The following is a 12,401-nucleotide window of genomic DNA, read 5'->3' as shown; positions in this document are numbered from 1 at the left end:
AGCCAGCCAGCAACCGAGGAGACTTCCGTGAACCGTCCGTCCTGGGCACCGCCCGAGGTCGACATCGAAAAGCCGAGCATCGCCCGCGTCTACGACTACTGGGTCGGCGGCACGCACAACTTCCCGGCCGACGTCGCGGTCGCCAAGTCCATCGCGGACAAGAACCCCCTGCTGCCCCGCACCCTGCGCTCCAACCGGGCCTTCCTGCGCCGCGCCGTCAAGGAGCTGACCGCGCTGGGCATCGACCAGTTCCTCGACATCGGCTCCGGTATCCCGACCGAGGGCAACGTGCACGAGGTCGCCCTCGAGAACAACCCCGACAGCCGCGTGCTGTACGTGGACATCGACCCGGTCGCCGTGGCACACGGCAAGGCCATCCTCGAGGGTCACCCGCAGGCCGCGTCGCTCCTGGGCGATCTGCGCAAGCCCGGCGACATCTTCGCGTCGAAGGAGATCGAGCTGATCGACTTCTCGCGCCCCGTCGCCCTGATCTTCGCCGCGGTCCTCCACTTCGTCAGCGACGCCGACGACCCGAAGGCCATGCTGCGCGAGTTCACCGCGAAGCTCGCCCCCGGCAGCTACGTCGTCATCTCGCACGCCGGCATGGACAAGAAGCCGGCGCCGGAGGAGGTTCCCGCCTCCGCCCAGGAGACCTACGTGCGCAACGTCAGCGAGGTCTACTGGCGCGACACCGCCGAGGTCACGGACCTGTTCGAGGGCCTCGAGCTGCTCGAGCCCGGCGTGGTCCCGGTTCCGCTGTGGCGCATCGGCCCGGAGGGCGACCCGGAGGGCTTCGGCGCCGAGGCGCACGCCCTGGCCGGCGTGGCGAAGAAGGTCTGAGCCGCCGGCCCTGCGCAGCGAACGAATCCACGATCTGGGATCTGGCTGAATGGGAGTGACTGATGGAGACCGATCTCCGTAACAAAGTCGTGCTGGTGACCGGGGCTTCCTCGGGCATCGGCCGGGCGACCGCCGTCGCCTACGGCAAGGACGGCGCGCGCGTCGCTATCACGTACAACAGCAACAAGGACGGCGCGGAGGAAACCGCCCGGCTCGCCCGCGAGGCCGGCGCCGCCGACACCCTGACGGTCCGTTACGACCTCACCGACGAGGCCGTCATCCGGGACGCGGTCAAGACCGTCGCCGACGCCTGGGGCGGTATCGACGTCCTGGTCAGCAACGCCGTCGTGTGGTCCGAGGGCATCCCCCGCCCCGGCCGGGTGATGCCCGCTTTCGAGGACGCCGACCCGAAGCTCTGGCAGGAAGTCCTGCGCACCAGCGTCGACGCGACCTTCTACACGATCGCCGCGGCGCTGCCGTTCATGCGCGGCCGCGAGTGGGGCCGCATCGTCATGGTCTCCTCGGGCCTCGCCGACTACGGCATGGTCGGAGGCGCCGCCTACGGCGCGGCCAAGGCCGGCCTGCTGGGCATCGCCCGGAGCCTGACCTGGGAGCTGGCCCCGGAGAACATCCTGGTCAACGTGGTCGCCCCGGGCCAGACCCTGACGGAGAACGTGCGCCGGATCGCCCCGGCCGCCGCGCTGGAGGCCAAGGCGAAGACGCTCCCGTCGGGCCACCTGTCGGTGCCCGAGGACGTCGCGAACACGATCGTGTTCCTCGGTTCGCGCGCCAACGGCAACGTCAACGGCCAGACCATCCGGGTCACCGGCGGGGCCTGACACCCGCCAGGCCCGCCGGCGGCCCGCGTGCGCGCGACTCTCCCGGCCGGCGACCTCGACCATGAGAAATGAAGAGACCCCGATGACCGAAGAAGCACCGAAGTTCACCTTTCCCTTCAGCCGGGACTACCCGACCCGCTGCCCGGTCGACTTCGCCGCGCTGCGCGAGCAGCGGGTGGCCCAGCTGACGATGCCCAGCGGTTCGCCCGGCTACATGGTCGGCCGCTACGAAGACGTCCGCCGGGTCCTGCTCGACCCCCGGTGCAGCGCGGACCTGCACCGGCCCGATGTGCCGCTGATGACCAACTGGCCGCCGCTCGAGAGCCTCAACTTCACCGACCCGCCGCAGCACACCCGGCTGCGGCGGCTCGTTGCGAAGGCGTTCACGCCCGAACTGGTGGAGAGCTTCCGTCCGCGCATCCACCGGCTCACCAACGAGCTCCTCGACGAGATGGAGCGAGGCGGCAACTCCGCCGACATCGTCGAGGCGTACGCGCATCCGCTGCCGATCAACATGATCTGCGACCTGCTGGGCGTACCGCGCGGTGACCGCTCGCAGTTCCGCAAGTGGTCGGAGGCCTTCCTGGTCCTCGAGAACAACCCGGTCGAGGAGATCCAGGCCGCGGCCAAGGAGCTGCGCGAGTATCTCGGTTCGCTCGTCGCCGACAAGCGGCGCGCCCCGGGGGACGACGTGCTCAGCGCGCTCGTCGCGGCACGCGACGACGAGGACCAGCTCACCGAGGGTGAGCTGGTCTCCACGGCCACCCAGCTGCTCATGGCCGGCCACGAGACGACGTTCCTGCAGATCGGGCTGTGCGTCGCGACGCTGCTGCTGCACCCGGAGCAGCTGGCCGACCTGCGCGAGCACCCGGAGCTCATGCCCAACGCGGTCGAGGAGCTCATGCGCTACCAGGGTCCCGGTGACGGCGCCGCCTACCGGATCCTGCTGGAGGACATGACCTTCGGGGACACCACCATCCCCGCGGGCAGCGGAGTTCTCGCCGCGATCTGCGCCGCCAACCGGGACGAGGAGCGCTTCCCGGAGGCGGACCGGCTCGACATCCGCCGCGAGGACACGCGCCACCTCACTCTCGGCCACGGCATCCACCACTGCCTGGGCGCCCCGCTGGTGCGCATGGAGATGCAGATCGCCCTGACCAACCTGTTCGACCGGTTCCCGACGCTGACGCTCGCGTGCACCGAGGACGAACTCGAATGGATGCCCGGGCGGCTGCTCAGCGGCTTCCGCACTGTCCCGGTCACCTGGTGACCGCCCGCCCAGACTCCCCTGGAGGAACCATGCGCGTCGTCCGTTACTACGAACACGGCGACCCGAGCGTCCTGCGCGTCGAGGACGCCCCCAAGCCGGAGGCCGGCCCCGGTGAGGTACTGATCCGCGCCGAGGCGATCGGCGTCAACTACGCAGACGTCCAGAAGCGCCAGGGCCTGCCCATCGGCGGCCCCGCCACCCTGCCCGCCGCGCCCGCCGGCGATGTCGCTGGTGTCGTCGAGGCGGTCGGCGCGGGCGTGAGCAACGTGGCGGTGGGGGACCGCGTCGTCGCCCCGGTCCGCTACGGCGCCTACGCCGAGTACGCGACGGCGTACGCGGCCACCGTCTTCCGGATCCCGGCCACCATCGACGCCGCCCAGGCCACGGCGCTGCCCAGTCCCGGTGAGACCGCCTACCACGTGCTCACCACGGTCGGTCAGTTGAAGCCCGGCGAGACCGTCCTGATCAACGCGGCTTCCGGCGGCATCGGCCACCTCCTCGTCCAGCTCGCCCGTGCCAAGGGCGCCGGCCGCATCATCGGCACCGTCGGATCCCCGGCCAAGCTCGACTTCATCCGCTCCGTCGGCGCGGACGTCGCGATCTGCTACGGGCACGAGGACTGGGTGGACGAGGTCCGCGCGGCCACCGGCGACAAGGGCGCCGACCTGGTACTCGAGACGGTCGGCAACGAGGTCCTGGCGCACAGCATCCAGCTGGCCGCCCGCTTCGGGCGCATCGTCTGCTACGGCGGCGCTTCGGGCGAGCGCCCGCCGGCCATCTCGCCGTGGGACTTCATCGACATGAAGTCGCTCCACGGCTTCAACCTGTACGCCCTGTTCCAGGACCGGCCCGAGGTCATCGCCGCGGGCCGCAAGGAGCTCCTGGAGTACGTGGAGTCCGGCCAGGTCACGCCCGCCGTGTACAGCCGGATCCCGCTCGAGGACGCGGCCAAGGCACACGAGCTGATGGAGGCCCGGCAGCACACCGGCAAGGTCGTGCTGGTTCCCTGACCGCCCGGCGGTCGGCCGGCGGGCCGACCGCACAGCGGTTGCACCGCTCTCTGATCATCGGCTAAGGTACCGGGCGTCTGTAATCGACACGGAGGATGTGGCCACCCAGCAACGGACAGCGAAGAACCAGGATCAGCAGTCAACTGACGACTGATCAGTGGTTGAGAGGGCCGAAGAGGCCGGAGTCGGACTGGATCCGACCACCCCATCTCCGCTGCGACAACAGCAGCGTTCTTCATCGAGTTCGTTCTGCGTACTCCCACTCCGAGTGGCGCCTGCGTATCACGGCACCGCTCCTCGATTACAAGGATTTCTCATGGCTTCCCCTGCAGCCAAACCGGCTGTCAACGCCTCCGCCGCACCCGCTTCACCGACTCGCACCAACACGGTCGTGTTCACCCTCATGGTGGCGGTCTTCCTGTCCCTGCTGGACACGCAGATCGTCGCCACCGCACTGCCACACGTGGTGAGCGACCTGGGCGGACTGGACCAGTTCGCCTGGGTCACCACCGGCTACCTCATCGGCGGCAGCGCCGCCGTGCCCGTCTACGGCAAACTCGGCGACCTCTTCGGACGCAAGCGCGTCTTCATGGCCTCCATCGTCGTCTTCCTCGTCGGATCCGCCCTGTGCGGCCTCGCCCAGACGATGGGTCAGCTCATCGCCTTCCGCGTCATCCAGGGCATCGGCAGCGGCGGCCTGTTCATCTGTGTCCTCGCGCTCATCGGCGAGATGTTCTCGCCGCGTGAAGGCGCCCGCTACTACGGCTGGTTCGCCATCACCTTCGGCGCCGCCTCACTCCTCGGCCCCACCCTCGGCGGCATCCTGACCGACCTCGCCAACTGGCGCTGGGTGTTCTTCGTGAACCTGCCCGTCGGCCTCGTCGTCCTCGTCGTCGTCTCCGCACTGCTGCGCCTGCCCGCTCAGACCCGCCAGAAGGCGCACATCGACTACGCCGGCGTCGTCCTGCTCGTCGCCGCGATCGTCGCCCTCAACCTCCTCACCGGCTGGGCCGGCGTCAAGTACTCCTGGACCTCGCCCGTCATCCTCGGCCTGGCCGTCGGATCCGCCCTCGCCGTGGCGCTCTTCATCCTCGCCCAGCGTCGCGCCGTCGACCCGGTCATCCCGCTCCGGCTCTTCGCCGACCGGACCTTCACGATCGTCGTCATCCTCAGCTTCATCGCCGGCTTCATCGGACTGGGCGTGCTGAACTACCTGGTCCTGTGGCTGCAGACCGTCCTCGGCCTCGACGTACAGCAGTCCGGCTACGCCCTCACCGCCCTGATGCTCGGGGTCGTCGTGACCTCATGGCTCAGCACCAAGGTCATCGGGCACAGCGGGTCCTACCGCTGGTTCCCGGCGCTCAGCATGGCGGTGTTCGCTCTCGCGGGCGTGCTGTTCTCCACCGCCGGCCCCGACACCGGCGTCCCGCTCACGGTCGTGTACGTCATGCTCTTCGGCATCGGCGCCGGCCTCAACTCGCAGGCCCTGAGCCTCGCCGCCCGCAACACCGCGAGCATGCAGGACATCGGCGCCGTACAGGGCACCACCAACCTCATGCGGCAGCTCGGCACCGGCCTCGGTGTCTCGCTCTTCGCCGCCCTGATGACCTCCAGGCTCGGCACCGGTCTCCACGAGCGGCTCAGCGGCGAAGCCGGCGCCCGCCTCAACAAGGACGGCTCGCTCTCGCCCGAGGTGCTCGGCCGCCTCTCCAGCTCCGTCCGCGCCGAAGTCGTCGACATCTACGCGGACTCGCTCCGTGCCACGTTCTACGCGGTGATCCCGATCGCGCTGATCGGCTTGGTGACCGCGCTCTTCCTCAAGGACGTCAAGCTCGCCGGCGGTCACGGCCACGGCGGCGCCGAGTCCGAGTAGTCCGGCGACGACACCGCCGCCGCCTCCCTCTCCGCCTCCGCGGCGAACCCCGACTCACCCACTCCACGAGTGGCCCCTCGCACGGACTTCCGCCGTGCCGCACATCCCAAGGAGACACACGCAATGATTCTCGTAACCGGTGCCACCGGCAACGTCGGCTCCGAACTCGTCGCCCAGCTCGCCGCCGACGGCGTGCCCATGCGGGCGATGACCCGCAACCCCGGCAAGGCGAACTTCCCCGCCGGCGTCGAGGTTGTCGCCGGCGACTTCGACAAGCCCGAGACGCTGCCCGCCGCCCTGGCCGGTGTCGACCGCGTCTTCGTCTGCCCGCCCGGCTACGGGCCCGAGGGCCCGGTCCAGGAGCGCACCCTCGTCGCCGCCGCCCGCGAAGCCGGTGTCAAGCACCTGGTCAAGCTCTCCACCAGCGGCGTCGGCTACGGCGCCACCGACCCGCTGACCTCCGGCCACCGCGCCGGCGAGCAGGTCATCCAGGAGTCCGGCCTGGAGTGGACCATCCTGCGCCCCGGCACGTTCATGGTCTACCTGTACGGCTACGCCGACACCATCGGCAAGGAGCGGACCATGTACGTCACCGAGGGCGACCCGGTCTCCGCGATGATCCACCCGCGGGACATCGCCTCCGTTGCCGCCAAGGTCCTCACCACCTCCGGCCATGAGGGCCAGGCCTACACCCTCACCGGCGGCGAGGCCCTCAGCCCGCAGCGCCAGGGCGAGATCATCGGCGAAGCCCTCGGCCAGGAAGTCAGGGTCGTCGAGCGCACCCAGGCCGAGACCCAGGCCGAGTTCGACCGCCTGGGCTGGGGCGGTCCCCGCCTCGAAGCCCTGCTCGAGCTCAAGCGCCAGTCGGCCGCCTGGGACTGGAAGATCTCCGACTCCGTCGAGAAGATCACCGGCAAGGCTCCGCTGACCCTGCGCGACTGGGTCGAGGAGAACATCCACATCTTCGGCTGAGCCGGACAGCACACGGTGTGGGGCCGGCGGGCCCGGGAGATTCCCGGCCCGCCGGCCCCACACCGTTTTCATGCTCCGGCGGCGGCCCAGCCGGACACCAGGGCCGTTCGAGACGGCCTCTCCATGCTGGGACCCGAAGCGCAAGAGCCGCCGACACAGTGGGGAGTTCGACAGATGACGCACAGCCCGCTCCACACCCGGCTCGGCCGGACTGGGCTGGAGATCAGCAAACTCGCCTTCGGCACCGTGAACTTCGGCGGCCGGCTCGACGAGTCCGGTGCCCACCGCCTGGTCGACCACGCCGTCGCGCAGGGAGTCACCTTCCTCGACACCGCCAACACCTACGGCTGGCGCGTCCACAAGGGCCACGCCGAGGAGGTCATCGGCAGCTGGCTGGCGGCCCGCCCGTCCCGGCGCGAGGAGATCGTGCTCGCGACCAAGGTCGGCGACCCCATGGGGGACGGTCCCTACCAGCAGGGCCTGTCGGTGCGGAACGTCATCTCCGCCTGCGAGGACTCGCTGCGCAGGCTCGGCACCGACTGGATCGACCTCTACCAGATCCACCACGTGGACCGTGCCGTCGGCTGGGACGAGATCTGGCAGGCCATGGAGATCCTCGTGGCCCAGGGCAAGGTCCGCTACGTCGGCTCCTCCAACTTCGCCGGCTGGGACATCGCTTCCGCGCAGGAGGCCGCTCGGCGACGGCACTTTCTCGGTCTCGCTTCCGAGCAGTGTGTGTACAACCTCGTGACCCGGCACGCGGAGCTCGAAGTGCTCCCGGCCGCACAGGCCTACGGCCTGGGCGTCCTGGTCTGGTCGCCCCTGCATGGCGGACTGCTCAGCGGCGTTCTGCGCAAGCTGCGGGAGAACACCGCCGTGAAATCGGGTCAGGGCCGTGCGCTGGAGGCCCTGGAACACCACCGGGACACCATCGAGGCGTACGAGAAGCTCTGCGCCGACCTCGGGCGGAACCCCGCCGAGGTCGGCATGGCCTGGGCCCTGTCCCGCCCCGGGGTGACCGGGCTCGTCATCGGCCCCCGTACCGCGGCCCACGTCGACGGCGCCCTCGCTGCCCTGCACAAGCCGCTGCCCCAGGACGTACTGGACCGGCTCGACGCGCTCTTCCCCCCGGTCGGCCGTGGCGGACCGGCACCCGACGCCTGGCTCTCTTGACTCACCGACGAAAGGACCGGCCCTCATGGCCAAGGACGGATTCACCGACCCGCGGATCGTTCCCCACGAGTCGGACCAGGAGCGCGAAGCGCGTGAGCGGCTCACCAAGCTCTTCGAGGAAAGCCCGATCCCGCCCAAGTACCTGATCGACAACCTGCCGGTGTACCTGCGCCGCCACCAGCTGGCGGACCTGCTGTCCATGGACGCGCTGTACCGCATGCTGCCCGAGGTCCCGGGCGTCATCATGGAGTTCGGTGTCCTCCACGGCCGCCACCTGGCGACCCTGACGGCCCTGCGCAGCATCTACGAGCCCTACAACTCGCTGCGCCGCATCATCGGCTTCGACACCTTCACCGGCTTCCCCGATGACATCGAGGAGGTCGACAAGGTCAGCACCAGCGCGGTCCCCGGCCGGTTCGCGGTGCCGGACGGCGAGGTCGAGCACCTGCGCGAGGTCCTCGCGGCCCACGAGCTGTCCGAGCCGTTCGGGCACACGCAGCGCTCCTTCGTCATCCAGGGCGACGTCCGCGAGACCGTCCTGCAGTACCTGGAGGAGAACCCGGAGACGGTCATCGCGATGGCTTACTTCGACCTCGACCTGTACCAGCCGACCAAGGAACTGCTCGAGGCGATCCGCCCGCACCTGACCAAGGGCAGCATCCTCGCCTTCGACGAGCTCGCCCACCCCAAGTGGCCGGGCGAGACCACGGCCCTGCGGGAGGTCTTCGGCCTCGACCACGCCCCGCTGCGCCAGCTGCCGGGCCGCGAGCCGCCGGTGATCTACATGAAGTGGGGCGAGTGACCGGACGACGGACGAGGACGAGCCGATGTCGACCACAGCAACGCTCAGCGCACGTGAAGATGTCGGGCTGCCGGCGCGGCTGGCCCGGTCCGCCGCTGCCGGCGCCGGATCGGGCATGTCCGTCGACGACTTCACGGGCTGGTTCGCCCACCGGTCCCTGGTCAACCGGTTCCGGGTGGAACGGATTCCGTTCGCCGACCTGGAGTCCTGGTCGTTCCACCCGGCGACCGGGAACCTGGTCCACGACACGGGCCGGTTCTTCAGCGTGGAGGGCCTGCATGTCACGGTGGGGGAGGGCCCCTTCCCCGAGTGGCAGCAGCCCATCATCAACCAGCCCGAGGTCGGCATTCTCGGCATCCTTGCCAAGGAGTTCGACGGTGTCCTGCACTTCCTGATGCAGGCCAAGATGGAGCCGGGCAACGCGAACCTGGTCCAGCTGTCACCGACCGTCCAGGCGACGCGCAGCAACTACACCAAGGTCCACAAGGGCGCCGACGTGAAGTACCTCGAATACTTCACGGGGGCGGCCGGGGCGACCGTACTCGCCGACGTCCTGCAGTCCGAGCACGGCGCCTGGTTCTACCGCAAGTTCAACCGCAACGTGATCGTCGAGACTACGGAGGACGTCGTCCTGCAGGACGACTTCTGCTGGCTGACGCTGGGTCAGATCGGCGAGCTGCTGCGCCGCGACGACGTGGTCAACATGGACTCGCGCACCGTGCTCGCCTGCCTCCCGGTGCCCTTCGAGGAGACCGGTGCCCTGCACACCGACGCAGAGCTGCTGTCCTGGTACGCGGCGGAGCGCTCCCGGCACTCCGTCGACGTCCGCCGGATCCCGCTGCACGGCGTCTCGGGCTGGCGGCGCGGCGGCCAGTCCATCGACCACGAACGCGACTGGTACTTCCGGGTGGTGGCCGTGCGGGCCCAGGCGTCCAACCGCGAGGTCGGATCCTGGACCCAGCCGCTGTTCGAACCCCGCGGCCAGGGCGTCATCGCTTTCGTCACTCGGAAGATCGGCGGCGTCCCCCACCTGCTCGCGCATGCCCGGGTGGAGGCCGGCTTCATCGACTCCATCGAGCTCTCGCCCACCGTCCAGTACACGCCCCGGCACTACGCGCACCTGACCGGGGACGCCCGGCCCCCCTTCCTCGACCTGGTGCTCGGCGCCGGTCCCGACCGGATCCGCTACGAGGCCGTCCACTCGGAGGAAGGCGGCCGGTTCCTCAACGCACAGGCGCGCTATCTGATCGTCGAGGCCGACGAGACCGAGGCTCCCGACGAGCCGCCGCCGGGCTACCGCTGGCTCACCGCGGGGCAGCTGAACACGCTGCTGCGGTACGGCCGCTACGTGAACGTGCAGGCCCGCACGCTCATGGCCTTGCTCACCTCACACGCCGTCGAGCTGTGACGACCCAGGGAACCCACAGATGATGACCGAACACGCCGACACCACTGCGACCGCGGCCGCGGGCGTCCGCGAACTCGCCGTCAAGGGCGCCTTCGAGTTCACGCCCAAGGTCTTCCCCGACGACCGCGGCCTGTTCGTGGCCACGTACCAGCGACCGCTCTTCGCCGACGCGACCGGGCATGCCTTCCCTGTCCACCAGGCCAGCCAGAGCCACTCCCGGCGAGGCGTGGTGCGCGGTGTGCACTTCACCTCGACCCCGCCGGGCACGGCCAAGCACGTCTACTGCGCGCGAGGCCGGGCGCTCGACCTGGTGGTCGACCTGCGGGTGGGGTCGCCGACGTTCGGCACGTGGGACTCGGTCCTGCTTGACCAGGAGCACTTCCGTTCGACCTACCTGCCCGTCGGGGTCGGCCACGCGTTCGTCGCCCTCGAGGACGACACCGCGATGGTGTACCTGATGTCCGGGCCGTTCGTCACGGAGAACGAGCACGCCGTCTCCCCGCTCGACCCGGCACTCGGACTGCCCGTCACCATCGAGGGCGTCGAGCCGATCCTGTCGGAGCGCGACATCGTGGCCCCCACCCTGGAGCAGGCCCTCGAGCTGGGTCTCCTGCCGGACTACCGGACCAGCTGCGCGCTCGAGGCGGCGCTGTGACCGCCGCCGCGCCCCGGCCGCTCGTCGTCGTCCTCGGCGCCTCCGGCTATCTGGGCACCGCCCTCACCCGCGAGCTCGCCGTACGGGACATTCAGCTGCGGCTGGTCTCGCGCCGCCCGGCCGCCGTACCGGAGGGGGCCCGCGCCGCAGTCGAGACCGTGGCCGCGGACCTCACCCGCCCCGGGCAGCTCGCCGCCGCCGTCAAGGGTGCGGACGCCATCGTGCACCTGGCCGCCCGCATCTCCGGCGCGGCCTCGTGGCGCGGCGCGGGCGCCGACCCGGCCGTCGAGCGGGTCAACGTCGGGCTGGTGCACGACCTTGTACGCGTGCTGCGGGAGAACGCCGTACCGGGCCGCCGTCCGGCCGTGCTGTTCGCCGGAACCGTGGCCTCGGTCGGCGTCCCCGGCAAGGTCCGCATCGACGGTTCCGAGCCGGACGACCCCAAGAGTGCCTACCCGCGGCAGAAACTGCAGGCCGAGCTGGCGCTGAAGGCGGCCGGCGACGAGGGCCTGATCCGGGCCGTCTCCCTGCGGATGCCGACCATCTTCGGACCCGGCCCTCAGGAGACGGCCGCCGACCGCGGCGTGGTCGTCACCATGATCCGGCGTGCCCTCGAGGGCAGGCGTCTGGAGCTGTGGGACAAGACCGTCCGCCGGGAGATGATCCATGTGACGGACGTCGCCCGCGCCTTCGCCGCCGCCCTCGACCACGCCGACGCCCTCGCGGGCCGGCACTGGCTCATCGGGACCGGCCGCAGCGAACCGCTCGGCGACATGTTCACGGCGATCGCGGCGGCCGTGGCGGACCACACCGGAGCGGACCCCGTCCCGGTCGTCGAGGTCCCGCCGCCAACCGAGGCGGAAGCCACCGACCTCCAGGGCATGGAGGTCGATGCGTCGGCCTTCACCCGGATCACCGGCTGGCAGCCCGTCGCGGACCGGTCCGCCGCCCTGGCCGCACTGGTCGCCGAGGTCGCCGTCCGTACCGCTCCGAGCCGGGTGTAGGGGGCCGGCGATGCGGTGGATCGTGCACGGCGAACGCCCGCTCTACGAGAGCGAGTGGGTGGACCTGCTGCTGTCCGACATCGAGTTCCCGGACGGCTCGCGCCGGGACCACCACCTCGTCAGGATCCCGCCGTCCGTGGCCGTGGCCATCACGGACGACCAGGACCGGGTGCTGATGCTGTGGCGGCACCGCTTCACCACGGACACCTGGAGCTGGGAACTTCCCGGCGGCGCGGTGGAGGAGGGCGAGACGCCGGCCGAGGCGGCCGTCCGTGAGGCGGTCGAGGAGACCGGCTGGCTCCCGTCCGACGTGACCCCGATCGGCTACGTCCAGCCGATCACCGGGATCACCAACGCCGAGCAGCACGTCTTCCGGGCTGCCTCGGCCACCCGGGTGGGCGCGCCCACCGACCCACACGAATCCGACGCGATGGCGTGGATTCCGCTGCGGGACATGCCGGAGCTGATTGCGAACCGGCAGCTCGTGGCGGCCGCCACCCTCGTCGGCGTACTGCAGATGCTGGCCGACCGGGCCGTTGAATCGAGAGGTTGATC

12 protein-coding genes are annotated in these 12,401 nt (G+C 70.4%); all 12 read left to right on the top strand.

Features of this window, described 5'->3' with window-relative positions; all coding sequences use genetic code 11:
- Positions 1-27 precede the first annotated feature (27 nt).
- The 12 genes from OP79_RS30155 (at position 28) to OP79_RS30100 (ending at position 12,399) form a co-directional block, all read left to right on the top strand.
- Entirely contained in the window at positions 28-840 is an 813-nt protein-coding gene (locus tag OP79_RS30155) for an SAM-dependent methyltransferase (protein ID WP_033324675.1), read from the top strand.
- A 62-nt stretch (positions 841-902) separates the two neighbouring features.
- On the top strand, positions 903-1,679 hold the full coding sequence (locus OP79_RS30150) for an SDR family NAD(P)-dependent oxidoreductase (protein WP_033324674.1): 777 nt from the start codon (positions 903-905) through the stop codon (positions 1,677-1,679).
- Between the two features lie 82 nt (positions 1,680-1,761).
- Complete coding sequence (locus OP79_RS30145; protein ID WP_033324673.1) at positions 1,762-2,949, top strand: cytochrome P450; 1,188 nt, start codon at positions 1,762-1,764, stop codon at positions 2,947-2,949.
- A gap of 29 nt (positions 2,950-2,978) precedes the next feature.
- A complete protein-coding gene (locus OP79_RS30140) occupies positions 2,979-3,959 on the top strand; it encodes a quinone oxidoreductase family protein (protein WP_033324672.1) in 981 nt (326 codons plus the stop codon).
- A gap of 316 nt (positions 3,960-4,275) precedes the next feature.
- Positions 4,276-5,832: an MDR family MFS transporter gene (locus OP79_RS30135; protein ID WP_051745028.1), complete on the top strand. Its 1,557-nt coding sequence runs from the start codon at positions 4,276-4,278 to the stop codon at positions 5,830-5,832.
- 123 nt (positions 5,833-5,955) lie between these two features.
- Positions 5,956-6,804 carry an SDR family oxidoreductase gene (locus tag OP79_RS30130; RefSeq protein ID WP_033324671.1) on the top strand — a complete coding sequence of 283 codons (849 nt, stop codon included), beginning with the start codon at positions 5,956-5,958 and terminating at the stop codon, positions 6,802-6,804.
- A 174-nt stretch (positions 6,805-6,978) separates the two neighbouring features.
- Complete coding sequence (locus OP79_RS30125) at positions 6,979-7,977, top strand: aldo/keto reductase (RefSeq protein ID WP_033324670.1); 999 nt, start codon at positions 6,979-6,981, stop codon at positions 7,975-7,977.
- A gap of 25 nt (positions 7,978-8,002) precedes the next feature.
- Entirely contained in the window at positions 8,003-8,779 is a 777-nt protein-coding gene (locus OP79_RS30120) for a class I SAM-dependent methyltransferase (protein ID WP_033324669.1), read from the top strand.
- Between the two features lie 25 nt (positions 8,780-8,804).
- Positions 8,805-10,187, top strand: coding sequence for an NDP-hexose 2,3-dehydratase family protein (locus OP79_RS30115; protein WP_033324668.1), 1,383 nt, complete (start codon positions 8,805-8,807; stop codon positions 10,185-10,187).
- Positions 10,188-10,206: 19 nt separating this feature from the next.
- Positions 10,207-10,842: a dTDP-4-dehydrorhamnose 3,5-epimerase family protein gene (locus OP79_RS30110; protein ID WP_078492099.1), complete on the top strand. Its 636-nt coding sequence runs from the start codon at positions 10,207-10,209 to the stop codon at positions 10,840-10,842.
- Positions 10,839-11,846: an NAD-dependent epimerase/dehydratase family protein gene (locus OP79_RS30105; RefSeq protein ID WP_051745027.1), complete on the top strand. Its 1,008-nt coding sequence runs from the start codon at positions 10,839-10,841 to the stop codon at positions 11,844-11,846. The genes OP79_RS30110 and OP79_RS30105 overlap by 4 nt, the downstream gene beginning before the upstream one ends.
- Before the next feature lie 10 nt (positions 11,847-11,856).
- Positions 11,857-12,399, top strand: a complete 543-nt coding sequence (locus tag OP79_RS30100) for an NUDIX hydrolase (RefSeq protein WP_033324667.1) — start codon at positions 11,857-11,859, stop codon at positions 12,397-12,399.
- Positions 12,400-12,401 lie beyond the last annotated feature (2 nt).

This window comes from Streptomyces yerevanensis (genome assembly GCF_000716805.1).
Lineage (GTDB): Bacteria > Actinomycetota > Actinomycetes > Streptomycetales > Streptomycetaceae > Streptomyces > Streptomyces flaveus.
This window is presented reverse-complemented; position numbering and strand designations above follow the sequence as displayed.